This window comes from Arthrobacter methylotrophus (genome assembly GCF_039539965.1).
Classification (GTDB): domain Bacteria; phylum Actinomycetota; class Actinomycetes; order Actinomycetales; family Micrococcaceae; genus Arthrobacter; species Arthrobacter methylotrophus.
The window spans coordinates 1,251,775-1,276,474 of sequence record NZ_BAABED010000001.1; the positions used below are offsets into that span (position 1 = coordinate 1,251,775).

Annotated in this window: 25 protein-coding genes and 1 riboswitch; of the genes, 22 read left to right on the forward strand and 3 right to left on the reverse strand. The window is 63.0% G+C overall.

Features of this window, described 5'->3' with window-relative positions:
• Positions 1-61: 61 nt before the first annotated feature.
• From ABD884_RS06120 to ABD884_RS06130, 3 genes are all read left to right on the forward strand, one after another.
• Positions 62-1,402: an ammonium transporter gene (locus ABD884_RS06120; protein ID WP_345040123.1), complete on the forward strand. Its 1,341-nt coding sequence runs from the start codon at positions 62-64 to the stop codon at positions 1,400-1,402.
• Positions 1,399-1,737 (forward strand): P-II family nitrogen regulator, encoded by a 339-nt coding sequence (locus ABD884_RS06125; RefSeq protein WP_028264639.1) that lies wholly within the window; start codon positions 1,399-1,401, stop codon positions 1,735-1,737. Before ABD884_RS06120 ends, ABD884_RS06125 begins: the two co-directional genes overlap by 4 nt.
• Positions 1,738-1,941: 204 nt before the next feature.
• On the forward strand, positions 1,942-3,657 hold the full coding sequence (locus tag ABD884_RS06130; protein WP_345040130.1) for a hypothetical protein: 1,716 nt from the start codon (positions 1,942-1,944) through the stop codon (positions 3,655-3,657).
• A gap of 4 nt (positions 3,658-3,661) precedes the next feature.
• Here ABD884_RS06130 and ABD884_RS06135 read toward each other — a convergent pair whose 3' ends face one another.
• Positions 3,662-5,062, reverse strand: a complete 1,401-nt coding sequence (locus ABD884_RS06135) for a glucose-6-phosphate dehydrogenase (RefSeq protein WP_345040137.1) — start codon at positions 5,060-5,062, stop codon at positions 3,662-3,664.
• 151 nt (positions 5,063-5,213) lie between these two features.
• Between ABD884_RS06135 and ffh the strand changes: the two genes are divergently transcribed.
• Positions 5,214-6,770, forward strand: coding sequence for a signal recognition particle protein (ffh, locus tag ABD884_RS06140; RefSeq protein WP_345040150.1), 1,557 nt, complete (start codon positions 5,214-5,216; stop codon positions 6,768-6,770).
• Between the two features lie 116 nt (positions 6,771-6,886).
• Positions 6,887-7,633 carry an alpha/beta fold hydrolase gene (locus ABD884_RS06145; protein ID WP_345040159.1) on the forward strand — a complete coding sequence of 249 codons (747 nt, stop codon included), beginning with the start codon at positions 6,887-6,889 and terminating at the stop codon, positions 7,631-7,633.
• Here the strand turns inward: ABD884_RS06145 and thiC are convergent, their stop codons facing one another.
• Complete coding sequence (gene thiC, locus ABD884_RS06150) at positions 7,634-9,463, reverse strand: phosphomethylpyrimidine synthase ThiC (protein ID WP_345040166.1); 1,830 nt, start codon at positions 9,461-9,463, stop codon at positions 7,634-7,636.
• A riboswitch (TPP riboswitch) is annotated at positions 9,459-9,566 on the reverse strand. It overlaps the preceding gene by 5 nt.
• A 98-nt stretch (positions 9,567-9,664) precedes the next feature.
• Between thiC and ABD884_RS06155 the strand changes: the two genes are divergently transcribed.
• From ABD884_RS06155 to ABD884_RS06235, 17 genes are all read left to right on the forward strand, one after another.
• A complete protein-coding gene (locus ABD884_RS06155; protein ID WP_345040184.1) occupies positions 9,665-10,759 on the forward strand; it encodes an amidohydrolase family protein in 1,095 nt (364 codons plus the stop codon).
• 78 nt (positions 10,760-10,837) lie between these two features.
• The gene (locus ABD884_RS06160; protein WP_345040189.1) at positions 10,838-11,710 is read left to right on the forward strand and encodes a VOC family protein; all 873 of its coding nucleotides are present in this window, start codon (positions 10,838-10,840) and stop codon (positions 11,708-11,710) included.
• Positions 11,711-11,959: 249 nt separating this feature from the next.
• Positions 11,960-12,403 carry a hypothetical protein gene (locus ABD884_RS06165; protein ID WP_345040194.1) on the forward strand — a complete coding sequence of 148 codons (444 nt, stop codon included), beginning with the start codon at positions 11,960-11,962 and terminating at the stop codon, positions 12,401-12,403.
• Between the two features lie 207 nt (positions 12,404-12,610).
• Entirely contained in the window at positions 12,611-13,033 is a 423-nt protein-coding gene (rpsP, locus tag ABD884_RS06170) for a 30S ribosomal protein S16 (RefSeq protein ID WP_059387673.1), read from the forward strand.
• A gap of 1 nt (position 13,034) precedes the next feature.
• Positions 13,035-13,277, forward strand: a complete 243-nt coding sequence (locus tag ABD884_RS06175; RefSeq protein ID WP_028267532.1) for an RNA-binding protein — start codon at positions 13,035-13,037, stop codon at positions 13,275-13,277.
• Positions 13,278-13,406: 129 nt separating this feature from the next.
• Complete coding sequence (gene rimM / locus ABD884_RS06180; RefSeq protein ID WP_345040214.1) at positions 13,407-13,982, forward strand: ribosome maturation factor RimM; 576 nt, start codon at positions 13,407-13,409, stop codon at positions 13,980-13,982.
• Positions 13,983-14,810: a tRNA (guanosine(37)-N1)-methyltransferase TrmD gene (gene trmD, locus ABD884_RS06185; protein WP_345040223.1), complete on the forward strand. Its 828-nt coding sequence runs from the start codon at positions 13,983-13,985 to the stop codon at positions 14,808-14,810.
• Positions 14,811-15,065: 255 nt separating this feature from the next.
• The gene (gene rplS, locus ABD884_RS06190) at positions 15,066-15,425 is read left to right on the forward strand and encodes a 50S ribosomal protein L19 (RefSeq protein ID WP_345040229.1); all 360 of its coding nucleotides are present in this window, start codon (positions 15,066-15,068) and stop codon (positions 15,423-15,425) included.
• A gap of 77 nt (positions 15,426-15,502) precedes the next feature.
• On the forward strand, positions 15,503-16,180 hold the full coding sequence (gene lepB / locus ABD884_RS06195; protein ID WP_345040236.1) for a signal peptidase I: 678 nt from the start codon (positions 15,503-15,505) through the stop codon (positions 16,178-16,180).
• Positions 16,181-17,107: a signal peptidase I gene (gene lepB, locus ABD884_RS06200; RefSeq protein WP_345040241.1), complete on the forward strand. Its 927-nt coding sequence runs from the start codon at positions 16,181-16,183 to the stop codon at positions 17,105-17,107.
• Entirely contained in the window at positions 17,107-17,820 is a 714-nt protein-coding gene (locus ABD884_RS06205; protein ID WP_345054613.1) for a ribonuclease HII, read from the forward strand. Before lepB (ABD884_RS06200) ends, ABD884_RS06205 begins: the two co-directional genes overlap by 1 nt.
• A 77-nt stretch (positions 17,821-17,897) precedes the next feature.
• Positions 17,898-18,242 (forward strand): DUF2469 domain-containing protein, encoded by a 345-nt coding sequence (locus tag ABD884_RS06210; protein ID WP_028267525.1) that lies wholly within the window; start codon positions 17,898-17,900, stop codon positions 18,240-18,242.
• 112 nt (positions 18,243-18,354) lie between these two features.
• The gene (locus ABD884_RS06215) at positions 18,355-18,711 is read left to right on the forward strand and encodes a YraN family protein (protein WP_345040250.1); all 357 of its coding nucleotides are present in this window, start codon (positions 18,355-18,357) and stop codon (positions 18,709-18,711) included.
• A complete protein-coding gene (locus ABD884_RS06220; RefSeq protein ID WP_345040257.1) occupies positions 18,712-20,250 on the forward strand; it encodes a YifB family Mg chelatase-like AAA ATPase in 1,539 nt (512 codons plus the stop codon).
• An 11-nt stretch (positions 20,251-20,261) separates the two neighbouring features.
• Positions 20,262-21,488 (forward strand): DNA-processing protein DprA, encoded by a 1,227-nt coding sequence (dprA, locus tag ABD884_RS06225; RefSeq protein WP_345040271.1) that lies wholly within the window; start codon positions 20,262-20,264, stop codon positions 21,486-21,488.
• Between the two features lie 65 nt (positions 21,489-21,553).
• Positions 21,554-22,519 (forward strand): tyrosine recombinase XerC, encoded by a 966-nt coding sequence (locus tag ABD884_RS06230; protein ID WP_376954388.1) that lies wholly within the window; start codon positions 21,554-21,556, stop codon positions 22,517-22,519.
• Positions 22,520-22,786: 267 nt separating this feature from the next.
• Positions 22,787-23,290, forward strand: a complete 504-nt coding sequence (locus tag ABD884_RS06235) for a DUF3145 domain-containing protein (protein ID WP_028267520.1) — start codon at positions 22,787-22,789, stop codon at positions 23,288-23,290.
• A 133-nt stretch (positions 23,291-23,423) separates the two neighbouring features.
• Here ABD884_RS06235 and fabF read toward each other — a convergent pair whose 3' ends face one another.
• Complete coding sequence (gene fabF, locus ABD884_RS06240; RefSeq protein ID WP_345040295.1) at positions 23,424-24,659, reverse strand: beta-ketoacyl-ACP synthase II; 1,236 nt, start codon at positions 24,657-24,659, stop codon at positions 23,424-23,426.
• Positions 24,660-24,700 lie beyond the last annotated feature (41 nt).

Genomic DNA, 24,700 nt, shown 5'->3' on the forward strand with positions numbered 1-24,700 from the left:
GAACGCAAATGCGTTGGGACAGGCGGCAAAGTCCGCAACAAGAGCAGAGAGGACGTAGACCATGGAATTCAGCGCCGGTCTCGTTTGGCTCCTGGTCGCGTCAGCCTTCGTGCTGTTCATGACCCCGGGCCTGGCATTCTTCTATGGCGGCATGACCCGTGCCAAAGCCGCCCTGAACATGATGATGATGAGCTTCATCGCCATCGGCACAGTGACCATCGTCTGGGTCTTGTGGGGTGCGTCGATGTCCACGAGCAACACGGACAACTTCTTTCAGCTCTTCGCAAACCCCTTCAGCCACTTTGGCCTGCACAACTTCACGGATCCGGCGGACCTCCTCAAGGTAGGCTATGCGGCCACCTTCGCGATCATCACGGTGGCGTTGATCTCCGGGGCCATCGCAGACCGCGCAAAGTTCTCCGCATGGACGCTCTTCACTCCCATCTGGGCCACACTGGTCTACGCACCCATGGCCTACATGGTGTGGGGCGGTGGCCTCTTCTCGAAGGACGGCTGGTTCGGCCAGACGTTTGCCCCCGTCATTGACTTCGCCGGTGGAACGGTGGTTCACATCAACGCCGGTGTCGCTGGCCTGATCCTCGTCCTGATCATCGGCAACCGCAAGGGTTTCGGCAAGGACCCCAACCACCGTCCGCACAATGTGCCGCTGGTCATGCTCGGTGCTGCCATTCTTTGGTTCGGCTGGTTCGGCTTCAACGCCGGCGCAGCGGCAACGGTAGAGCAGGCAGGCCTCATCTGGATCAACACCCTTACCGCTCCGGCAGCGGCCATGCTCGGCTGGCTTATCGTGGAGCGGATCCGTGACGGCCACCCCACCTCGCTCGGAGCGGCTTCGGGCGTTGTTGCCGGCCTGGTTGCCATTACCCCGGCCTGTGCCAACGTTTCTCCGCTCGGCGCCATCGCCCTCGGTGTTGCAGCCGGCGTTGCCTCGGCCCTCGCTGTCGGCCTGAAGTTCAAGCTTGGCTACGACGACTCCCTGGATGTCGTCGGGGTTCACCTGGTCTCAGGCATCATCGGCACGGTGGCCATCGGCTTCCTCGCCACCCCGACCCAGGGTGCTGCCGGCCTGTTCTACGGCGGCGGTACGACGCAATTGGTTGCACAGTCCCTGGCTGCGCTTTGCTCGATCGTCTTCACCGGGGTCATGACGTTCATCATCGCCTTCCCGATCCACAAGCTCATGGGCTTCCGTATCTCCGAACGTCAGGAGATTGCCGGTGCAGACCTCAGCCTGCATGCCGAAACGGCGTACGAGTTCGGCGTCGGCGGCCACGGCGGAAGCTTCCAGCCCCTTCATGACCTCATTACCGGCAAGGCATCTGCCGAGTCCGGCGCAACTGGCGAAGCATCCGTATCAGGCAAGGAGAGTGTCCAGGCATGAAACTCATCACGGCGATCGTCCGCCCGGAGAAGCTCGACGCCATCCGAGAGGGGCTCGAAGCCTACGGGGTACAGGGACTGACGGTCAGCGCGGCCAGCGGCTACGGCAGGCAACGTGGCTACACCGAGGTGTACCGCGGAGCCGAGTACAACGTGGATCTGCTACCCAAGATCCGCGTGGAAGTCCTGGCCACGGATGAGCAGGCGGATGACATCCTCGATGTCCTGATCGCTTCCTCGAACACAGGCCGGGCCGGTGACGGCAAAGTCTGGACCGTGGACGTGTACGAAGCAGTCCGTGTCCGCACGGGCGAACGCGGCGCAGCAGCGATCTAAAGCACTCCGACAGATGCGTCGGCATCTTTGAAGTAGTGGAGGGGACAATGTCCCCTCCACTACTTTTGCGCTTGGCAGTTTCGATTCCTCTAGACTCAAGGCAGACCCACAGACCCGAGTCTGACCACCCGCCAACTGTCTTCTCCCAGCGATTCTTCTTGCCTTGCGAGGAACGTGGCGTTGCAGTTTCGTCAACGGAGTGCCATGCCGAAGAACCCTGAAGAAAACCACCGAGAATACTCGCACTCCGCCCGGGACATCGGCGCCGGGCCCCTCGCAGCGACAACCTTGGCGCGCAAACGCCGCCGGAGGTACCTTGGCGGAGGCATAGGCGCTGGCGTAGTTGCGGCCGCAGTGGTTGCCATCGCCGCCCTGAACGGCGGCACAGTTGCTCCTTCAAGTAAAGCCGAGGCTTCGTCTGGCCCAAGCAAGTCCTATGCGCCGTTCAATCGGCCTGCCTACGAGCAAATAGCTTCCCAAGCCGGTGCGACTGCTCCGGTTACGCCGACCACCGTAGTCGTCAGTAAGGACGAAACCGGAACGGCCCTGCCCGACGGCATGATGGGCCTCTCGTTCGAGTCTGACATCATGACCGATCCGCGCCTCGACCCCGGCAACTCCACCTTGGTCGCAGAGCTCAAGAACTTGACAAAGCCTGTGATTCGGTTCGGTGGGCAAGCGGCGGACCGGAGGTTCTTTTGGACCTCGGCCAGTGAGGGTCTTCCTGATTGGAAGCTTGTACCGGCGTTCCAAGGCGACACGCGGCAGATCGTGAAGGTCACTCCTGCAGACCTTGAGCGAATCAACCGCACGGTTGTTGCCGCCGACGCCAAGGTCCTTTTGACAGCGGACCTCGGTCATTTCGACCCGGATCGGGCCGCGGACTTCGCCAAGAACGCGTCGGCTATTTTTGGCGAACGACTGTTGGGAATCGCCATTGGCAACGAACCGAACGGATATTATGTCAAAGGAAACCCTTACCTGACGCTTCGTCCGGAAGACTGGAGCCCGTCGAAATTCATGGACGAATTCAAGGCCTACGAGAGTGCCATATCGAAAACGGCGCCCAACGTGAAGATTATCGGGCCGGAAACCTACTCCCTGAACTGGCTCAAACCGTTTGCCGCGCAACAAACTCCATCCTTGGGAGCCCTCTCCTATCACAACTATCCGTTGTCGACTTGCTTACCCAACGAGGAATTTTTTCCGACCATTGCGCGGGTCACTTCCCGGGCGCACATGGATAAGGTCAAGACGGTTGTCGCCAATATCGCCAAGGTCGCCAAGGACTCCGGGCTCCCCGTTTGGCTGACAGAGAGCGGAATTTCATCCTGTCCCGGTTCGAACGAAACCACTCGCAAACATGTCGCCGCTATGTGGATAGTGAACTATGCGCTGACGGTTGCTCAAACCGGCGTGACTCAGCTTGATGTCCATGGTGCTCTTGATACCTGCAAGGGTGGTCCTCCGGCCTCGCCGATTTGTGACACGGGTGCTTACAAGCGTCCTACGGGTGTGATGACCGAGCAGGCGATCTACCACGGCATGATGCTGGTAAGCGCGTTGGCGCCGGGCATGTTCCATAACGTCGATCAAGATGGCAGTGAGAATGTCTACAGCTACGCAATCGGGCACAAGGACGGCAGCATGAGCGTTGTTGTTGTGAACCAGAACGATCCGAAACTCTCGGCTCAAGCGCCCGTAGCCATCCAATTGCCGGAAGCAGCTGCTACGGCCACCATGAGTCAGATGACGGGACCGGCCTTCGACGCTGAAGCGCAGACGCAGATCGACTCGCGGGAAGATGCCGGAGTCCCGGAATCCCAGCGGGCAATGATCCCGGGTTTTGTGCCAGGCCAACAGAAGGTCAGTTTGCCTCTCACCTCCGGAACGGTGACCGTTCTGACGTTCACTTTCTAGCGAACTAACCCCCGACGGCGGTGGGCCAGTCCGCGGGGCCGGGGCCGCCGGCGTCGTACTCTTCGAGCGGCACGGAATCTTTGGCCCAGGCCTTGAGCGCGGGCTCGATGATCCGCCAGCAGTCCACGGCGGTGTCACCCCGGACGGAGAGCAGGGGATCGCCGCTGATGATGCCCTCGAGTACTTCTCCGTATGGCAGGAGGGCGGAACCGTTCAGTTCAACGTTGAGCGTCACGCGGTCAAGCGAGAACATGTTTCCCGGACCGTTGACATCGATGTCGAGCTGCAGCGTGTCCGGACCGAATCCGATGCGCAGCTGGTTGGGGGCGTCCACGCCCTCGAAGCCCGACGGCAGGTGCGGGACGGGCCGGAAGGTGATGATGGCCTCCCTCCGCGCGCGGCCCAGGGCCTTGCCTGAACGCAGGATGAAGGGGACGCCTTTCCAACGCCAATTGTCGATTCCCACTTCGACTTCTGCGAGTGTCTCGGTATGCCGGGCAGGATCCACGCCCTCCTCCGCGGTATAGTCCGGAACGTTACGTTCGCCGATCCGGCCAGCCGAGTATCTCGCGCGTCGGGTGGACTTCTTATACGGTGCGCTGATGCTGCTCGCACGCAGCACCGTTGAAATCGCGTCGCGGAGATCGCGTTCGCCGATGCTGGAGGGAGCATCGAGAGCGAGCAGCGCCATGATGTGGAGCAAATGGCTTTGGATCATGTCCTTGAGGGCGCCGGCCCGGTCGTAATAGCGGGCGCGTCCCTCGAGTGCGAGATCTTCATCGAAGATGATTTCCACCTTCGCGATGTGGTCCCGGTTCCAGACCGGCTCCAGGAAACTGTTGGCAAAGCGCAGGCCCAGGATGTTGAATACAGTCGCCTTGCCGAGGAAGTGGTCCACCCGGTGGATGCGGTCTTCCGGGACAAGTGCGGCGAGGGTCTTGTTGAGTTCCCGGGCAGATTCGGAACTGGATCCGAAGGGTTTTTCCATCACCAGGCTCGTTCCGGGAGGTAATTGCTGTGCCGTGAGGACCTCGCAGGCCTTCTGGCTGATGGCTGGGGGCAGGGCGAAATAGACGGCGATGGGTGCTTCGAGCCCTGCCAGGAGGGTCCCGAGTTTGCCGTCCGCCGTGACATCCAGTTGATGGTATTCGGTGCTCTTCTCCAAGGCCGCAATAGCCTTCTTGCCTGCGGCACCTGCGCCGTTGGCAGCCTCCGCAAAGGCGCCGGCCACGCGTTTGTTCCACTGCTGCGACGTCCAGGGGTCCGAGCCTGCCCCGACAAGCTTCAGGCCGTCCGCGAGCCCGTCGGCTACTAGCCTGGCAAGCCCGGGCAACAGCAATCGGCCCGTCAGATCTCCGGAGGCGCCTAGGATGAGCAACGTTTTTACTGTTGTTTTGCTGGTCACTGTGCCAGCATGCCATCTTGCAGGCGCGTCTTGGTACCCTAGATAGTCGAGTCCCTCAGTTGAGTCAGATTTGTTTGGGGCAGGAATCGTCAAGATATTGGTGTGCCGGAACGGCCGCCATTCGTAGACCATCGAAAGAAGTGCACGGCGCGTGTTCAATTCACTCTCTGACCGGTTGACAGCAACCTTCAAGAATCTCCGTGGCAAGGGTCGCCTCACGGAAGCCGATGTCGATGCCACCGTCCGGGAGATCCGGCGCGCCCTTTTGGACGCTGACGTTGCCGTTTCCGTGGTCCGCGAGTTCACCGCTCGCATCCGTGAACGAGCCCTGGGCGCTGAGGTTTCCGGGGCCCTGAACCCGAGCCAGCAGATCGTGAAGATCGTCAACGAGGAACTCCAAGAGGTCCTTGGCGGCGAGACCCGCCGTATCCGCTTGGCGAAGACCGGCCCCACCATCATCATGCTCGCCGGTTTGCAGGGTGCGGGCAAGACCACCCTCGCAGGCAAGCTGGCCAAGTGGCTCAAGGCCCAAGGTCACAGCCCCATGTTGGTGGCCTGCGACCTCCAGCGTCCCAACGCCGTCACCCAGCTCCAAATCGTCGGTGAGCGTGCCGGCGTTCCTGTCTTCGCACCGCACCCCGGAACCACATCGGACCTGGACGTCCCCACCGGCGATCCGGTCGCCGTCGCACGCGCCGGTGTCGACGAAGCGCGCCAGAAGCTGTACGACGTCGTGATCGTGGACACGGCGGGCCGGCTCGGCGTCGACGCCGAAATGATGGACCAGGCGCGCCGCATCCGCCAGGCGATCATCCCGAACGAAGTGCTGTTCGTGATCGACTCCATGATCGGCCAGGATGCAGTCAATACGGCGGTTGCCTTTGATGAAGGCGTCAACTTCACCGGCGTCGTGTTGTCGAAGCTCGACGGCGATGCCCGCGGTGGTGCCGCGCTCTCGGTCGCGTCCGTCACCGGAAAGCCGGTCATGTTCGCGTCCACTGGCGAAGGTGTGGACGACTTCGAGCTGTTCCATCCGGACCGCATGGCCTCCCGCATCCTGGACATGGGCGATGTCCTCACCCTGATCGAACAGGCCGAGAAGAACTGGGACAAAGACGAAGCGGCCCGGATGGCGAAGAAGTTCGCCGACCAGGAAGACTTCACGCTGGACGACTTCCTCGCCCAGATGCAGCAGATCCGCAACATGGGTTCCATGAAGAAGATGCTCATGATGATGCCGGGTGCGCAGAACATCCGCCAGCAGCTGGAGCAGTTCGACGAGCGCGAAATCGACCGGGTGGAGGCGATTGTCCGCTCCATGACCCCGCATGAGCGGGTGGCTCCGAAGATTATCAACGGATCCCGTCGGGCCCGCATCGCCCGCGGTTCCGGTGTGCACGTCTCGGAGGTCAACGGCCTCCTGGAGCGCTTCGCGCAGGCGCAGAAGATGATGAAGAAGCTGGCCCAAGGCGGCGGCATGCCGGGTATGCCCGGCATCGGTGGCGGAGGTTCCCGCAAGGCGGCCAAGAGCGCTCCCAAGAAGAAGGCCCGTTCAGGCAACCCCGCCAAGGCGGCCCAGGAATTGCGCGACGCCGAGAACAAGCGGGCGAAGTCCGTTCCCACTGGCGCGGCTTTCGGCCAGGCCGGTGGCGACTTCGATCCTTCGCAGCTGAACCTGCCCAAGGGCTTCGACAAGTTTCTCAAGTAGCACAGGCAAGTAACCGCCCCACCCAACTAGCTCGCAGTTGTTGTCGGTTTGAGGGCTCAGAACGACAACAACTGCGAGCTAGTTGGGTTGTCAGCCCCGTGCCATAGGCTGGGGGGATGCAAAAGCAGCGCGTTGTGTTCGTCCATGGAGCAGGCACATTCGGCGCTGCCGCGTGGCCGAAGCAACACGGCATGGCGCTGCAGTACGACGCGCTTTTCCTGAAACGCCACGGCTTCGATGCGCAGGCCGAGCCTTTGGAATCCGATTTTGCGGCAGATGTGGACATCGTATTGGAGTGTCTCGGTGCGCGGGAGGCGGCGTCAGCTCCCGGCTCCCGCGGCGGCCATGTCGTGGCGCACTCCCAAGGCGCGATTTCCGCCATGCTGGCAGCAGTGGAGCGGCCGGACCTGGTCCGTTCCCTCGTGTTGGTGGAACCGGCGTGTCTTTCCCTCACCGCTGAATTGCCCGCCACCGCGGCCTACCGATCGCTGATGGAGCCCCTGTTCCGGATCCGGCACGAGCTCAGCGATGACGACTACCAGCGCGAATTCGTCCGCAGGGCGTTTTCCTCGGAGGCGGCAGTCCTGAACACCCCGGAGGCCCGTCGTACCGCCCGGCGCTTGCGGCTGCAGGCTCCGCCGTGGGAAGCACGTCTGCACATTGTCCCCGGAGTTCCCACCCTTGTCCTGACCGGCGGTTGGGAGCCGCTGTACGAAGAGATCGCAGGCTACTTGCAGGAAACCGGTGCCCTCCACCGCGTTGCGGCAGGAGGACACCGGCCCCATGATTCAGTCGAAGGAGACCGGATGATCCGCTCCTTCATCGCGGACGTCAGCCGCGCGGGAACAGTCCAAGCTTCCTGATCAGTTCAGGCTTCCTGACTTCGCCTCACCCTTTCCGGCAGGAACCTCCAGCTCAGGAAGGTAGACCTTGCCTCCCGATGCCAGGAATTCTTCGCTCTTTTCTCGCATGCCGTTGTACATTTCCGCGATGGCTGCTTGGGAATCGGCGGAACCGTATTCGTCGCGGATGTCCTGGCTGATGCGCATCGAACAGAATTTCGGCCCGCACATGGAACAGAAATGCGCTGTCTTGGCCGGTTCTGCCGGGAGCGTCTCATCGTGGAAGGATTCCGCCGTGACGGGGTCTAAGGACAGCGCGAACTGATCGCGCCAGCGGAACTCGAAGCGGGCCTTCGACAGCGCGTCGTCGCGTTCGTGGGCGCCCGGGTGGCCCTTGGCGAGGTCGGCAGCGTGGGCGGCGATCTTGTACGTGATCACGCCCGTCTTGACATCGTCCTTGTTCGGCAGGCCCAGGTGTTCCTTCGGCGTGACGTAGCAGAGCATCGCGGTTCCGTAGCGGGCGATCTCCGTCGCGCCGATAGCGGAGGTGATGTGATCGTAGCCGGGAGCCACATCTGTCACCAGCGGGCCCAAGGTGTAGAAGGGGGCTCCCTTGCACAGTTCCTGCTGGCGTTCCACGTTCTCCCGGACCAAGTGGAACGGAATGTGGCCCGGTCCTTCAACCATGACCTGGACGTCGTACTTCCATGCCCGCCGCGTCAGCTCGGCCAAGGTGTCGAGCTCGGCGAACTGGGCGGCGTCGTTGGCGTCCGCGGTGGCTCCCGGGCGCAGCCCGTCGCCGAGGGAGAACGCGACGTCGTATTTGGCGAAGATCTCGCAGAGCTCGTCGAAATGGGTGTAGAGGAAGTTCTCCTCGTGATGCGCCAGGCACCAGCCGGCCATGATGGATCCGCCGCGGGAGACGATGCCCGTGACGCGATTGGCGGTGAGCGGGACATATCGAAGCAACACACCCGCGTGGATGGTCATGTAGTCGACGCCCTGCTCGCACTGTTCAATTACGGTGTCGCGGAAGATCTCCCAGGTGAGTTTGTTGGCTTCGCCGTTGACCTTCTCAAGCGCCTGATAAATAGGCACGGTGCCGATCGGAACCGGAGAATTGCGGATGATCCATTCCCGGGTTGTGTGGATATCGTCCCCCGTGGACAGGTCCATGACCGTGTCGGCGCCCCATTGCGTGGCCCACTGCAGTTTGTCCACTTCTTCGGCAATCGAACTGGTGACGGCCGAGTTGCCGATGTTCGCGTTGATCTTCACCAGGAACGCCTTGCCGATGATCATCGGTTCGGACTCGGGGTGGTTGATGTTGTTGGGAATGATCGCCCGGCCGGCTGCGACTTCGCTGCGGACCAGTTCAACATCGCAGTTCTCCCGAAGGGCCACGAACTGCATTTCCGGCGTCACCATGCCCCGCTTGGCATAGTGCATCTGCGTGACGGTCTTGCCGTCGACGGCGCGGCGGGGCACCGGCCGTGCTCCCTTCCACTCGGCGGAGGCGGCGCCGCGGCGTACGGCCGATTTGCCGTCGTCGAGCAGGTTCCGTTCGCGGCCGCTGTATGCCTCGGTGTCGGCCCGGGCTTCGATCCAGTCGCTACGGAACGGCTCAAGGCCGACCACAGGATCACTCCCGGGCCCCGCGGTGCGGTACACGTGGAAAGACGCGTTCGCCTCGCCGTTGGGGGATGGTTCCAGGGCGATTTCCGTGACCGGAACCCGGATTCCGTTTTCGGCATCCTCCAGAAAAGCGAGGGAATGCGACCTGAGGGACTGTGTCACCTCCTGGACTGATCCGTTTTGGGCAGGGCTCAGCTGTGTTTCTTTGGTGCTCAAAGGATTACTCACTTCCTTCGCCGGCATTACCCGGACAGGTTCAACGGTCGCAGGCCGCGTCAGCCCGATCTCAGCCCTTGCCAGGGCCCCCGTGTGGTCGTAAACGAAGCTACCACAGCCTCTCGCATCTCGGACAGATGTGACTGGGTCGGCCCCCGCCACCGAGCCTAAGGAGAATGAACCGGAGCCTAAAGTGGGTGCATGGCAGAAATCATCGAGTTCAGCGGAGCCGTTCTCACCGGGCCGAAGGATGAGCGGCGCGGCCTCTGGTCGATCGACGGACGGCTGACCTTTGTCCGTCCAGCCGCGGTGCCGAACGTGGTCCTGGACGGATGGGTGTTGCCCGGCCTTGTGGATGCCCACTGCCATGTGGGCCTGGGCCCGGGCGGAGCGGTGGACGGTGAGACCGCTCGCCGGCAGGCGACGGCTGACCGGAATGCGGGGACGCTCCTGATCCGCGACGCCGGATCCGCAAGCGACACGCGATGGCTCCAGCACCGGCCGGATATGCCCCGGATCATCCGCGCTGGCCGGCACATCGCCAGGCAGCGCCGATACATCCGTGGGCTGGCAGAGGAAGCCGAACCGGATGGCCTCGTGGAGGCCGTGCGTAAGCAGGCACGGTCTGGAGACGGTTGGGTGAAGATCGTCGGGGACTGGATTGATCGCGCCGCCGGAGACCTGGGTCCGTCCTTTCCGGCTGCAATGGTCAAGGACGCGGTGGCGGCGGCACACGACGAAGGCGCCCGGGTCACGGCCCATTGCTTCGCCGAAGAGACCATCGATGACATGCTCGACGCCGATATCGACTGCATCGAGCACGCTACCGGTCTCCTGGCCCGCCATGTTCCGAGATTGTTGGATCAAGGTGTGCCGATCGTCCCCACGCTCATTAATATCGCGACATTTCCGGACATTGCGAAGCAGGCGGAAGCGAAGTTCCCGCGCTACGCTGCGCACATGACCGCGTTGTGGGAGCGCCGGCATGAGCGTGTCTCCGAGGCATTCGAGGCCGGAGTGCGGATATATGCCGGGACCGACGCCGGCAGCGTCATCAAGCACGGTCGGATCGGGGAGGAAATCCTGGAGCTGCATCGGGCCGGCTTGCCGCCTGCCGCCGCCCTCGATGCTGCCTGCTGGTCCGCCCGCGACTGGCTTGGCCAGGACGGTATCAGCGAAGGTGCCAGTGCCGACGTCGTGCTTTACGCAGAGGATCCCCGGGTGTCCCTCGACGTCGTACTGAAACCGCAGCGCATCGTGCTGAGGGGGCACTTTTCAGGAAACGGCGAGCATTAGGAATAAATTGAAGCTTCAAGTAATTTAGATATATAGAGGTTGCCGAAGGGCGGCGCCACAAGAAGCCAGGAGTTTCACATGACCACTACATCCAGCCAGGATCTCCTTCCTGCCGAACTCACCATGGGCACTGTCATGCTCAAAGTGGGGGACATGAAGCTCATGGGGGATTACTACCAGCGGGCCCTAGGGCTCGAGGTCGTCGCCGAACAAGACGGCGGACTCTACATCGGGCGGGTCGGCAAGCCGTTGGTGCACCTTGCCCCGGCGTCTGGACTCCAGACCCCGGGTCGTGGAGAAGCCGGCCTCTTCCACACCGCACTGCTGTTCGAAGACCAGTCCTCGCTCGCAGCCACTGTTGCCTCCGCGGCGCAATACGAACCGCACGCCTTCGTCGGCAGCGCAGACCACTTGGTCAGCGAGGCCTTCTACTTCACCGACCCTGAAGGCAACGGCATCGAGCTCTACTACGACAAGCCCCGCGAAGGCTGGGAGTGGAACGGCAGTACCGTCGTCATGGACAGTCTGCCGCTCCCGCCGCAGCGCTACCTCCAGCAGTACCTGAGTGAGGCCGCGGTGAGCGGCCAGCATGAGGCCGGCGCCGGCATCGGACATGTCCACCTCCAAGTGGGCGATGTGCCCACAGCCCATGATTTCTACGTTGACACCCTGGGCTTCGAGCAGACTGCCGGCTGGCATGGGCAAGCATTGTTCGTCTCCGCAGGCGGCTACCACCACCACATGGCCATGAACGTCTGGAATAGCCGTGGTGCCGGTCCGCGCAAGGACACGCTGGGTCTCGGCGAGGTCGTCATCGAGGTCCCGTCGGGGGACGACGTCGGCGCTCTCGCCGACCGCCTCAAGGTCGCCGGCATCGCGTCCCACCACACGGGCCAGGAGTTGCGCTTCGAGGACCCGTGGCGGAACCGGCTGCGCGTCGCCGTTCGCTAGCGTCCGCGGGGGTCCCCAACCTCGCTCCGCTCGGCCGGGGACCCCTCGCAAGTTACCGTTCAACTTGCTCCCCAACCTCGCTCCGCTCGGCCGGGGACCCCTCGCAAGTTACCGTTCAACTTGCTCCCCAACCTCGCTCCGCTCGGCCGGGGACCCCTCGCAAGTTACACTGGGGCCTGACGGCGTGGCCCATGATTTTCGGTTGCCGCGCCGCAGCTCCGTTGGCACGAACGAATGAGAGTAGTTTCCATGGGCTTTGCTGAAATCTTTGTTGCCACCCACGATGAAGCACTCAAAAGGGCCACTGCCCTGGAGAAGGGCGGTGACGCCTCCGGCGCAGCAGTGCGGATTCCGGGAATCAGTGATTTCGAAGTAGAACAGTTAGGCGATCTGGCCGGCAAAGCCGTGCACGCCGCCGGGGCCGACTACGAGCTCGCCTTGGTGGATGTCACCAGCGACGCTTTGCTGGGCGTCCCCGAAGCGATGGTGCGCGCACTCTCGGAGCTTCTCAGCTACGAGACGGAGGGCGAGGGAAGCGTCCTCGACGATGTCGCTGAGAGCTGGGCTGCCCAAGAGGACATGCCCTTTGACGCCCAACAGTCCCGCCTGTACGTCCACCAGTTGGCGTCGCTGGCCAGCGACGTCGAAAAGACTGAGCGTGCCGGTCTCTACGTCTGGTCAGCAGGGCAGTAACCCCCGCAGTAAACCCTTGGAAACCCGCCGCGCAGGCCGCGTGTTCGAAATACTGTCTGCCATCTGGCACAATAGACAGGTACTCGATCCGCGCGGCCCCTCTCTCCGTGTGTGCATCTTGTCCTTTGGAACCCTCAAGTATGGCCCGCCCCACGGGTGCAGAACGACGGGCTCAACCCCGTTTCAGAAACAGGAGTGACCACAAAAGTGGCCGTAAAGATTCGCCTTAAGCGCTTCGGCAAGATGCGCGCACCGTACTACCGCATCGTCGTCATGGACTCCCGCGCCAAGCGCGATGGCCGTGCGATTGAAGAAATCGGCAAGTACCACCCCACCGAAGAGCCCTCGTACATCGAGGTTGTCTCCGAGCGTGCACAGTACTGGCTGTCCGTTGGCGCCCAGCCCACCGAGCAGGTTGCTGCGATCCTCAAGATCACCGGTGACTGGCAGAAGTTCAAGGGTCTCCCGGGCCAGGAAGGCACGCTGAAGACCAAGGTCGCCAAGCCTGCTTTCGTTGCACCGGAGAAGGGTTCCGTCATCATCCCGGAAGCCATCACCAAGAAGGCCAAGCAGTCGGAAGCAACTGAAGCTCCCGCTGACGCTGAAGCAGAGACCACCGAGGCTGAGTAAGTTGCTGGCAGAAGCGCTCGAACACTTGGTCCGTGGGATCGTTGACAGCCCTGAGGACGTCAAGGTCAGTGCCAAGAACAACCGCCGCGGGGAATCCCTCGAGGTGCGTGTTCACCAGGACGACCTCGGACGGGTGATCGGTCGCCAAGGTCGCACCGCACGCGCTCTGCGCACTGTGATTGCGGCATTGGCAGGCGGCGAGCAGGTCCGGGTCGACGTCGTCGACACCGACCGGCGCCGGTAACGCGCTCAGCAACACTTGTCTTAAATCCGGCCCCTTCACCAGATTATGGTGGAGGGGCCGGATTGTTTTACGGCCAAACTCCAGCCTTGGTCCCTTAGTCCGCCCCGCGAAGAAATCAGAGGAATCCCCATGCAGCTCCAGGTTGCCAGAATCGGCAAGCCCCACGGAATCCGCGGCGAAGTCACTGTCCAGGTGCTCACCGACGCGCCAGGGGATCGGTTTATCCCCGGGACTGAATTCGTGGTGGAGCCTGCAAAGGCCGGTCCTTTGACCGTTAGCAGCGCCCGGTGGAACAAAGACATCCTGCTGCTTGGCTTCGAAGGGATTTCCACGCGGAACCAAGCGGAGGAAATCCGCGGCGCGCAGCTCTTCATCGAGACGGAAGAGTTGGACGAGGACGACGACGAAGGCTGGTACGAGCACGAGCTCGTCGGCCTTGAGGCCCGGGTGGGTTCGCAGCTCGTCGGCAAGGTGACCGCACTCAACACCATGCCCGTTCAGGACCTCCTGGTCATCGAAAGCACCGACGGCAAGGAAATCCTTGTGCCCTTCGTCGAAGAAATCGTGCCTGAGGTCAACGTCGAGGCCGGCTACGTGCTCCTTACCCCTCCGCCGGGCCTCTTCGAGCTCAACACTGAGGCAGCTGGCGACGATGCACCTTCTGCAGTGGAAGAGGACGGCGCTGAAACCAAGGGCGACGCCTAAATGCGCATCGACGTCGTCAGCATCTTTCCCGAATACCTGGCGCCGCTGGAACTGTCCCTGATCGGAAAGGCCCGCCAGGATGGGCTCTTGGAATTCAACGTCCACGACCTGAGGACCTTCACCACGGATAAGCACCGCACCGTGGATGACACTCCGTACGGCGGAGGCGCAGGCATGGTCATGAAGCCCGAACCCTGGGCGCAGGCGTTGGAGTCCATCGCCGGGAACGCCGAAGACGGGGCCGCCTCACAGGGCGTCCCCGCAAAGAAGCCGGTCCTCATTGTCCCGTCACCGGCGGGAGAGCGCTTCAACCAAGCCCTCGCATACGAGCTCGCCGAAGAAGAGCAGCTGGTTTTCGCCTGCGGCCGTTACGAAGGCATCGACGAACGGGTCATCGAGTGGGCGGCCGAGCACTTCGCTGTCCGTCCGATCAGCTTGGGCGACTACGTCCTCAATGGCGGCGAAGTCGCGGTCCTGGCCATGGTCGAGGCCATCGGGCGCTTGCTTCCCGGCGTCGTCGGAAACCCCGAATCGCTGGTTGAGGAATCCCATTCGGATGGCTTGCTGGAGTACCCCGTCTACACGAAGCCTTCATCGTGGCGCGATCGCGAGGTTCCTCCCGTCCTCCTCAGCGGAAACCACGGCAAGATCGCCCAGTGGCGCCGCCACGAACAGTACCGCCGCACAGCGGAACGCCGCCCGGACCTCCTCGCGGAGTTCGACGCCGGCGGGCTGACGCGCGCGGACCGCGCGGCTTTCGGCGAACTTGGGTACGACGTCGTCGATCGCCAATTGCGGCGCCGTCCGGACAGCGACGACCCGGCCTGAGCCACCCGCCGTCGGGCCGCGTCGGAGGGATTGGCCGGAACTCCCGGGGTGTGGCAGAATTAAGCCTTGTGTCTACTGGGTTCGCGCCTGCCACAGGGGGAGCGTAGCCAACAGCCTGACAACCCGGAACCACCAATCAGTGGCGGTAACGGGCGTTGAAAATCTTCGGCGGTAATTTCCGGACGGCTTTGAGCCCCGGGCTTGCCCGCCGTGACCCAAAGTGGATGACCTGTGGCGTTCACCAGGAGTGGATTAATGCATATCCTCGATAGCGTAGATGCAGCCTCGCTGCGTAACGATGTTCCCGAGTTCCGCGCGGGTGACACCATCAAGGTTCACGTGAACATCATTGAAGGCAAGAACACCCGTGTCCAGGTCTTCCAGGGCTTCGTCCTTGGCCGCCAGGGTGACGGCGTGCGCGAGACCTTCACCGTCCGTAAGGTTTCCTTCGGTGTCGGCGTAGAGCGTACCTTCCCGGTGCACTCCCCGATCATCGAAAAGATCGAGGTCGTTACCAAGGGTGACGTCCGCCGCGCCAAGCTCTACTACATGCGTGCACTGCGCGGTAAGGCTGCGAAGATCAAGGAAAAGCGCGACTTCGCCACCGGCAAGTAGGTCTTTCGACCACGGCTGGTCCTGGATTCGCGTCCGGCCTGCGCCGGAGAAATCCGCAACGCAACAGGAAACGAGTCATGGACCACGCAAAACGCCAGCCCCGGAAACAGGGCTGGCGTTTTGTTTTGCTCGCTTTGGTCCTGGCCGTGGCTATCAGCGGGCTTGTCCGCTCCCTGTGGATCGACGTCTACTTCATCCCCTCCGAGTCCATGGAGCCGATCCTGGGCACGGGAGACCGCATCCTGGTGTCCCGAACCGACTTCGCCGCAGACCCCATTCGCCGCGGAGACATCGTGGTCTTCGACGGGCGGGGTACCTTTGCGCCGCTGAACAGTGGCAAGGGACCGCTCGCCGACGCGGTGGCCGCCACTGGACATTGGCTGGGCATCACAGGAAGCGACACCACGTACGTCAAGCGGGTCATCGGACTTCCCGGAGACCACGTCGTCTGTTGCGGCACCGATGGCAAGCTCACAGTCAACGGTCAGCCGCTTGAGGAACCCTATTTGTATCCCGGCGACACGCCGAGCGAACAGAAATTCGACGTCATCGTGCCGACTGACCGATTGTGGCTTTTGGGGGACCACCGTTCACGGTCGGCCGATTCGCGTAGTCTTCTCGGCGCGCCTGGCGGAGGAATGGTGCCGCTGGAGCGTGTCATCGGGCGTCCGGTCCGGATTATCTGGCCGCTTGATAGATTTGCAGAACTGCCTCGCCCTGCGCAGGCCGGTACAACCTCGAAGAACGGACAGTAGATGCCGGAGACAACTCCCGGGAAGCCGGAATGGCACGACGACGACGCCAGGCTCCTGGACGGACCGTCCGTTCCCGCCAGCGATATCGCAGCGGACGACGCCGATCCGGCCCATCCCGGCCCGGTGGCAGCGCGAACGGCGTCGCCAGCCGCGCAGGATTCCCCGCGACGCTCGGCGCGGCGTAGTTCCGAAGCGGGAGAAGCCGCCGGCAAGACCCAGGGCAGTCCGTTCCTCGCGTGGCTCAGGGAAATCGGCACCGTGGTGGTCATCGCTATCGTGTTGTCCTTCCTCATCAAGACCTTTCTGTTCCGTGCCTTTTTCATCCCGTCTGAGTCCATGGTCAACACCCTTGATGTCGACGACCGGATCTTCGTGAACCTGCTGGTTCCACAGCCTTTCGCGCTGGAGCGGGGTGACATCGTGGTCTTCAAGGACGCGCAGGGATGGCTGCCGCCCACGCAAAAGACAGCGCCAGGGCCCTTCAAGTGGGTCCAGGACAGTCTTGTCTTTGTCGGCTTGCTCCCGGATGAGACCAACCAGCACCTCGTCAAGCGAGTCATCGGGCTGCCGGGGGACAGGGTCTCTTGTTGCGATAGTTCCGCCCGGGTCAGCGTCAATGGCACGGTTCTCAACGAAAGCTATATCAACCCTGCCCAGGTTCCGGCGGCCAAGGCTTTCGATGTAGTGGTCCCAGCGGGGAAAATTTGGGTTATGGGCGATAATCGCAATAACTCCGCAGACTCGCGCGAACACCAATCAGTCAATGGTGGTTTCATCAACATCTCCGACGTGGAGGGCAAAGCCACCGTTATTGCCTGGCCTATTACCCGCTGGCAGATCCTTGACAACCACTCCGACGTTTTCCGCAACGTTCCCGCACCGTCACCCGAGAACACGGCTTCGCCGACGGCTCCAGCGAGCAAATGATGTCGCCGGCAGGGACAAGGACGGCCGCTGGCACCCGGACCAAACAGCCCCCCGACTTTCCAACCCTGGACGTCGAACGGGGTTTTCTGGCCCCGGGAGTCACGCTTCTGGCCGGTGTCGACGAAGTGGGCCGTGGAGCCCTCGCCGGCCCGGTATCGGTGGGCATCGCCGTAGTCGATCTTCGGGACCACGGCTTGCTTGCGGACGTTCGCGACAGCAAGCTGCTCAAAGCTGTTGATCGTGAGCGCTTGGAACCGCTGGTTCGCGCGTGGGCGGTTGCCTCCGCAGTGGGCCACGCAAGTTCGGCAGAGATCGATGCGCTGGGAATCGTGGGCGCGCTACGCCTCGCGGGAACACGCGCCTGGTTCGAGATTCTTGCGACGGGTGTGCATCCTGACCTCGTCCTTCTCGATGGGAGCCACAACTGGCTCTCGCCACAAATTCAGGGTTCGTTATTCGACGCTGAGCCTTCCGGACCTGCCTGTGAGGCACCGGTTCATACCCGCGTGAAAGCGGACATGAGCTGCCTCAGCGTCGCGGCCGCCAGCGTTCTCGCCAAGGTCGCAAGGGACCGCATCATGGTTGAGCTGCACGAGGAATATCCGGCCTTCGGCTGGAACGAAAACAAAGGGTATGCCACGTTCTCGCACCGGGCTGCCATCCGTTCGTCCGGTCCCACGCGATACCACAGGACCAGCTGGAACCTGCTCTAGCTTCCGGCTTGGCTTGGGATCGGGCAGCCGGTTCGGGCGTGGCGGCGAGTCAGCGCTCCATGGTGCAAGATGGAACTATGAGTGCCGAGGATCTTGAGAACTACGAAACCGACATGGAGCTGCAGCTCTACCGCGAATACCGCGACGTCGTTGGTTTGTTCAGCTACGTTGTCGAGACCGAGCGCCGGTTCTATCTGGCAAACCACGTCGATTTGCAGGCGCGCAGCGCGGACGGCGAGGTCTATTTCGACCTGACGCTGCAGGACGCCTGGGTTTGGGACGTCTACCGCTCGGCGCGCTTTGTGAAGAACGTCCGCGTCATCACGTTCAAGGACGTCAACGTGGAAGAACTGCCGCGCAATGAGGAACTTTCCTTGCCGAAGGACGGCGATCTGGGCGATCTCGGCAACTTGGGCAACTAGGAAGCACTTCCACTTTTCCTCCACACCGTCTCTTTGACTGAGTTTCCCACATAGCCAAACTGACCTCTGTCTTCGGGTTGCCCGTACCTCCAGGCTGGAACCGGAGGTGGTCATGAAAGCCAAAGACTTGTTGGGACAGCACGGCGAAGCCCTGGCTGTTGGGTTTCTTGAGACCCAGGGAATGCGGATTGTGGACCGCAATTGGAGATGCTCCGAGGGCGAGATCGACATCGTGGCGCTCGACGGCGACACTCTGGTGATCGCCGAGGTCAAGACCCGGAAGAACCTGGCTTACGGGCATCCTTTCGAAGCTGTTGGGGCGGCCAAGCTTGCGCGGCTGCACCGCTTGGCCCTGTCTTGGTGCCGTGATCACGAGCTGCGCGCCTCGCGGCGCCGGGTGGACGTCGTGGGAATCATCGACGACGGCGTGGGCGAACCAAGGCTCGAACACCTCCGGGGTGTGGGCTAGATGGGCGTCGGACGAAGCTACTCGGTGGCGTTGCTGGGCCTGAACGGCTACATCGTGGAGGTCGAGGCAGACATTGGCCAGACTCTCCCGAACTTTGTGATCCTGGGCTTGCCCGATGCCTCCCTTAACGAAGCCAAGGAACGTATTCGTTCTGCGGCCCAGAATTCCGGTATCCCGCTGAGCCGTCGGAAGATTACCGCCAATCTCATCCCGGCGTCGCTTCCGAAACGAGGCTCGGGGTTCGACCTCGCGATCACCATGGCAGTATTGCGCGCTGCTGGTGATATCCGTTCCACCGAAGGTGCCGTTTTCATCTCCGAGTTGGGACTGGATGGCAGGTTGAGACCGGTTCGCGGCATCCTGCCGGCGGTCATGGCGGCTGTTCAGGCAGGACACCACGAAATTGTGGTGGCCCAAGCGAACGTTGCCGAAGCAGGGTTGGTTCCCGGGGCGATGGTTCGTGGTTACAAGACCCTGGCCCGGCTTGCGTTTGATTTCGGAGCCGATCCCCAGGACCTGGCCTTGGACTACGATCCCGCGGAAGGCACGGTTATGGACGGGGACACAGAAGCAGCCGTCGTCCCGGATCTTTGTGATGTTTCGGGTCAGGGGGAAGCACGCCGGGCCCTGGAGGTCGCGGCAGCCGGGGCGCACCATGTGTTGTTATGCGGTCCACCCGGTGCCGGCAAGACCATGCTCGCAGAACGGCTGCCGGGCCTCTTACCGGATTTGGGCGATCAAGAATCCATGGAGGTCACGGCGATCCATTCACTCTCGGCCGTCCATGTTGACTCGGTACAACTGTTGCGGCGTCCGCCGTTTGAGAATCCCCACCATAGCGCGACTGCCGCTGCCATCATCGGGGGTGGTTCCGGCCTGCCACGGCCTGGAGCGGCCTCACGGGCCCACCGGGGCGTCTTGTTCCTGGACGAGGCGCCCGAGTACGAACGAAGGGTCCTGGACGCTCTCCGGCAACCCTTGGAGAGCGGAGAGCTGGTCATTCATCGCTCGGCCGGTACAGCAGCATATCCGGCCCGCTTCCAACTGGTCCTCGCGGCGAATCCATGCCCGTGCGGGAAGGCTACCGGCAAGGGCCTAAATTGCACCTGTACCCCCGTGATGCGGCGGCGCTACTTCGGTCGGATTTCCGGGCCATTGCTGGATCGGGTCGACATCCAGCTCCAGGTGGAGCGTGTATCCCTCGCGGACTTCGGGCAATCCGGCGCGGAGGAAGACACAGCTACTGTCGGCGGGAGGGTCCATGCCGCCCGGTCGCGGCAACGTGAACGCCTGGCGAGTTTCGGGATGGAAACCAACTCGCAGGTTCCCGGGCGTGTACTCCGCGGCGAGCTGCGCCTCCCCTCCGCGACGACGAAAATTCTGGACACCTCCCTGGAACGGGGAATCCTCACCGCGAGAGGCTACGACCGCGTCCTACGCCTCGCGTGGACGCTCGCGGACCTAGGCCATCGGGAACGGCCCGGTAGCGACGACATCGGGCAGGCCCTTGGCCTGAGGCAGGCGGTTGCGGCCGCATGAAAGGAAACGCGATGAATGAACTGGGCGGGCAGCTGCTCTCGGACGTTCAAGGTCGGACGCGAGAGCGCGTGGCCCGGGCCGCACTGTCACGGTTGATGGAGCCGCAAGACGCAGCAGGCCTCGCGTTGGTGCGGGCGGCTGGAGCCGTTGACGGTTTGAGGATAGCGACGGGTGAGCTCGAGCCCGGGCCGGAGCTTGAGAAGGAAGTGACATCACTCTTGGCTGACAACGGGATTTCCTCCGGCGGAGCAGGACTGGCTGCGGCCCTGCGTCGGTGGGCGCCACGGATTCCGGATCTCGCTCCGGAACGGGATCTTGCCACCATGCAACGCCTTGGTGGCCGGACGATCATCCCTGGGGACCCGACGTGGCCGGCTCAGTTGGCCGATCTGGGCCTCCACGAACCGTTGTGTTTGTGGTGGCGGGGAAACGAATTGGAGTTTCCCCCAGTGCGGCGTGTGGTAGCCCTTGTCGGCTCCAGGGACAGCACCAGTTACGGGGCTTCCGTCACGGGAGACCTCGCATATGGGTTGGGCCAGCGTGGGTACACCGTCGTGTCGGGAGGAGCGTACGGGATTGATGCCCATGCACACCGCGGCGCTTTGACCGGCGGAACCACTGCCATCCCGACCATCGCGGTGATGGCCGGGGGAGTGGACAGGTACTACCCGTCCGGGAACGAGGACCTATTGCGGGCCGTTGCAAACCAAGGGGCGGTCATCGCGGAGGTTCCCCCGGGCTCGGCGCCCACCCGATATCGATTTCTTCAGCGGAATCGCATCATTGCGGCGCTCGCTGCCGTGACCGTCGTGGTGGAGGCCCGCTGGCGGTCGGGTGCACTGAACACTGCTCACCATGCCGAATCCATCGGCCGGACTGTCGCCGCGGTTCCGGGTTCCATCCACAGCGCCAACTCCGCGGGTTGCCATCGGCTCCTTCGGGACGGCGGGGCTGTTTGCGTCACGGACGTCGGAGAGATTGCCGAACTGGCGGGGTCCAGCGGTGAAGGGCTCGTCGAGGACAAGGGGGCGGCCGTCTCCGAGCACGATGGACTCACGCTCGAAGACCTGATCCTTTTGGATGCCCTACCTGTCCGCTCGACGACTTCGGTGGAGAAGCTCGCCGTGGTGGCGGGACTGAGTCCTGAGTCTGTTCGGGCGGGGCTTGGACGTCTCGGACTGCTCGGACTGGCGGTATCCGTGAGCGGCGCGTGGAAGCGGTCCGGGAAAAGCGGTTGAGTCATGTGAACAGGCACGGACGGAACGCGCCGAGATTGAACCTGATTCCACCCCTGAACGTGGCGATGCCATCCTTCGCTGGCCCCGGCTGGCAGAGTGGAAGGGTGCAAGAGAAAACGCTCCCCGAAGCACTCGCTGGGCCCCTTCAGGACTTCCGGCGCTACCTTGAAGGGGAACGAGCCAGGTCCTCCCACACTGTGAGGGCGTACATCGCAGACGTCGAGAACTTGCTGCATTTTGCCGTCGCCGAGGGCGTGGGGGAGATCGCAGCCTTGGAGCTGGGCACTCTACGTCGCTGGCTCGGAGCCCAGAGCGAAGCCGGGCGGTCCAGGGCAACGCTCGCCCGGCATGCAGCCACAGCCCGCGCATTCACCTCCTGGGCGCTGAGGGAAGAGCTGATCGTTTCGGACCCGGCTATTCGCCTCCAAGCCCCCAAACGGGACCACACCCTCCCTGGAGTCCTTCATCAGCAACAGGTTTCCAGGATCTTCGAGAACCTGTCGGAGCGCGCCGCCGATGGTTCACCGATGCCGTTGCGAAACCGTGCCATCGTCGAATTGCTGTACGCCACCGGAATCCGCGTGGGCGAGCTCGCGGGCCTCGACATCGACGATCTGGATGTGGATCGCCGAACTCTTCGTGTGCTCGGCAAGGGGAACAAGGAACGTACGGTTCCGTACGGGGTCCCGGCTGCGCTCGCCGTCGACGACTGGCTTCGCCGTGGCCGGCCGCGACTCGCAACTGCGGGCAGCGGCCCGGCGCTCTTCCTCGGTTCGAGAGGCAGCCGAATCGATCAGCGCCAGGCGCGCAGCGTCGTCAACGAGCTCTTAACGGCCTTGGGGGATACATCGGCAACCGGACCCCACGCACTGCGTCACACAGCCGCCACCCATTTGCTCGACGGCGGGGCGGATCTACGTGCGGTTCAGGAGATACTGGGACACAGCAGCCTCGCGACAACCCAGATCTACACCCACGTGTCGGTGGACCGGCTTCGTAAGAGCTACCAACAAGCCCATCCCCGTGCTTAGGGCCCCCCGACCCCCGGAAACCGTGCATCCCGCCGAAGAGTCCCCGCGGGAGGAAACTCGCCTTCCGGGAATCGCACTGGCGTATTTCCGGTCTGTACGGCAAAATGAAAGCATTGCCGGGGAACTTTCAACCTAAACTTGAATGTTCTTCCGGCGTGGAAAAAATCATAGATAGGCAGGGAAACCGGAACAGCGCAGCACCGCACAGCAAACTTCATCCAGGCAGAGGTCGTTGGGGAAGACGTACCTACAGCTATGGAGGATGGAATGTCTGTTGCTACAACCCGCGGTGTCTTGTTTGTGCATTCGGCCCCTACCGCGTTGTGCCCTCATGTTGAGTGGGCCATCGGATCGGTCGTGGACAAGCGAACCGATCTTGAGTGGACCCCTCAACCGGCCGCGCCCGGGATGTTCCGTGCCGAGCTCTCCTGGGTGGGAGTCCCGGGCACGGGTGCCCAATTGGCGTCCGCTTTGCGCGGGTGGGCGCATCTTCGCTACGAAGTCACCGAGGAGCCCAGCCAAGGCGTGGACGGTGCACGTTGGTCACACACGCCGGAGCTGGGTATTTTCCATGCCGTTACGGATGTCCACGGCAACATCATGGTGACCGAGGACCGCATCCGCTACGCCTACGAGTCGGCGGCTGGGGCTCCGTCGGCTGTCTATCATGAGCTTTCCTTGGCGCTCGGCGAGGCCTGGGACGAAGAACTCGAGCCCTTCCGGCATGCTGCGGAGGGCGCCCCTGTCCGCTGGCTCCACCAGGTCGGCTGAACCTTGGCCGGCCCTCGTGCCGGAGCGAAGGGCCGAAAACGCTTTCCATAGCCAAGAGGAGGGCCTCACCTCAGTGAGACCCTCCTCTTATGCGTCAATGGTGCGGCGATTGCCGTCGAGCTGGCAGCAGTTGTCAGACGTTTCGGATAGCGATGACAGCGTTGTGGCCGCCGAAGCCGAAGGAGTTGCTCAGTGCAACGATGTCACCGGCAGGCAAAGTGCGCGCGGAAGTGACGACGTCGAGCGGGATCTCCGGATCCTGGTTCTCAAGGTTGATGGTCAACGGAGCCTGGCGTTCGTAGACAGCGAGGACTGTCAGCACGGCTTCCACGGCCCCTGAGGCACCCAACAGGTGGCCCATCTGGGACTTGGTGGCAGAGACCGCCACATTGTCGACGTGGGCGCCCAAGGCAGCACGGAGCGCTGTGTACTCGGGCTTGTCACCGACGGGCGTGGACGTGGCGTGGGCGTTGACGTGCACAATGTCTTCCGCCTGGATGCGTGCATCGAACATGGCAGCCTTCAAGGCGCGGATAGCGCCCAGGCCCTCAGGGTCCGGGGCTGTGATGTGGTAGGCATCGGCCGTGACCGAAGTGCCGGCGAGTTCGGCATAGATGCGCGCACCGCGGGCGATGGCGTGCTCTTCGGCTTCCAGTACCAGGGCGCCGGCACCTTCGCCCATGACGAAGCCGTCGCGGTCGCGGTCGTAAGGGCGCGAAGCGTGCTCGGGATCGTCGTTGCGGCGGGAGAGGGCCTGCATTGAAGAGAACGCAGCGAGTGGCATCGGGTGGATGGCGGCTTCGGCGCCACCGCATACGACGACGTCGGCCTTGCCCGAGCGGATGAGATCGAGGCCTAGGTGCATGGCTTCGGTACCGGAAGCACACGCCGAAACCGGGGTGTGCGCACCGGCGCGGGCACCAAGGTCAAGGCTGACCGCAGCTGCGACGCCGTTCGGCATGAGCATGGGGACCGTCATGGGCAGGACCCGGCGAGGGCCCTTTTCCCTCAGCGTGTCCCAAGCGTCCAGGAGCGTCCAGACGCCGCCGATACCCGTGGCGAAAGCCACGGCAAGGCGATCGTGGTCGATTTCGGTGATACCCGAATCTGCCCAGGCCTCTCGTGCGGCAATGACGCCGAACTGTGTGGACGGGTCCATGCGCTTGGCTTCAACGCGGCTCAGAACCTCAAGGGCCGGCGTCGAGCACCGGGCGGCAAAGTGGACCGGAAGGTCATACTTGGCAACCCACTCGTCTTCGAGCGTGTGGGCACCGGAGACCCCTTTGAGCGCGTTCTTCCACATCGTGGGGACGTCGCCGCCGATGGGCGTTGTGGCGCCCAGACCGGTTATGACTACTTTGCGTGCCATGCGATCACTCTCTGTCGGATCAGCCCACCCATGTGCTGTTT

Coding starts and splice junctions, on each gene's coding strand:
- ABD884_RS06120 (WP_345040123.1), top strand. CDS start 62: ATGGAATTCAGCGCCGGTCTCGTTTGGCTCCTGGTCGCGTCAGCCTTC.
- ABD884_RS06125 (WP_028264639.1), top strand. CDS start 1,399: ATGAAACTCATCACGGCGATCGTCCGCCCGGAGAAGCTCGACGCCATC.
- ABD884_RS06130 (WP_345040130.1), top strand. CDS start 1,942: ATGCCGAAGAACCCTGAAGAAAACCACCGAGAATACTCGCACTCCGCC.
- ABD884_RS06145 (WP_345040159.1), top strand. CDS start 6,887: ATGCAAAAGCAGCGCGTTGTGTTCGTCCATGGAGCAGGCACATTCGGC.
- ABD884_RS06155 (WP_345040184.1), top strand. CDS start 9,665: ATGGCAGAAATCATCGAGTTCAGCGGAGCCGTTCTCACCGGGCCGAAG.
- ABD884_RS06160 (WP_345040189.1), top strand. CDS start 10,838: ATGACCACTACATCCAGCCAGGATCTCCTTCCTGCCGAACTCACCATG.
- ABD884_RS06165 (WP_345040194.1), top strand. CDS start 11,960: ATGGGCTTTGCTGAAATCTTTGTTGCCACCCACGATGAAGCACTCAAA.
- rimM (WP_345040214.1), top strand. CDS start 13,407: ATGCAGCTCCAGGTTGCCAGAATCGGCAAGCCCCACGGAATCCGCGGC.
- trmD (WP_345040223.1), top strand. CDS start 13,983: ATGCGCATCGACGTCGTCAGCATCTTTCCCGAATACCTGGCGCCGCTG.
- rplS (WP_345040229.1), top strand. CDS start 15,066: ATGCATATCCTCGATAGCGTAGATGCAGCCTCGCTGCGTAACGATGTT.
- lepB (WP_345040236.1), top strand. CDS start 15,503: ATGGACCACGCAAAACGCCAGCCCCGGAAACAGGGCTGGCGTTTTGTT.
- lepB (WP_345040241.1), top strand. CDS start 16,181: ATGCCGGAGACAACTCCCGGGAAGCCGGAATGGCACGACGACGACGCC.
- ABD884_RS06205 (WP_345054613.1), top strand. CDS start 17,107: ATGTCGCCGGCAGGGACAAGGACGGCCGCTGGCACCCGGACCAAACAG.
- ABD884_RS06210 (WP_028267525.1), top strand. CDS start 17,898: ATGAGTGCCGAGGATCTTGAGAACTACGAAACCGACATGGAGCTGCAG.
- ABD884_RS06215 (WP_345040250.1), top strand. CDS start 18,355: ATGAAAGCCAAAGACTTGTTGGGACAGCACGGCGAAGCCCTGGCTGTT.
- ABD884_RS06220 (WP_345040257.1), top strand. CDS start 18,712: ATGGGCGTCGGACGAAGCTACTCGGTGGCGTTGCTGGGCCTGAACGGC.
- dprA (WP_345040271.1), top strand. CDS start 20,262: ATGAATGAACTGGGCGGGCAGCTGCTCTCGGACGTTCAAGGTCGGACG.
- ABD884_RS06230 (WP_376954388.1), top strand. CDS start 21,554: ATGCCATCCTTCGCTGGCCCCGGCTGGCAGAGTGGAAGGGTGCAAGAG.
- ABD884_RS06235 (WP_028267520.1), top strand. CDS start 22,787: ATGTCTGTTGCTACAACCCGCGGTGTCTTGTTTGTGCATTCGGCCCCT.
- fabF (WP_345040295.1), bottom strand. CDS start 24,659: ATGGCACGCAAAGTAGTCATAACCGGTCTGGGCGCCACAACGCCCATC.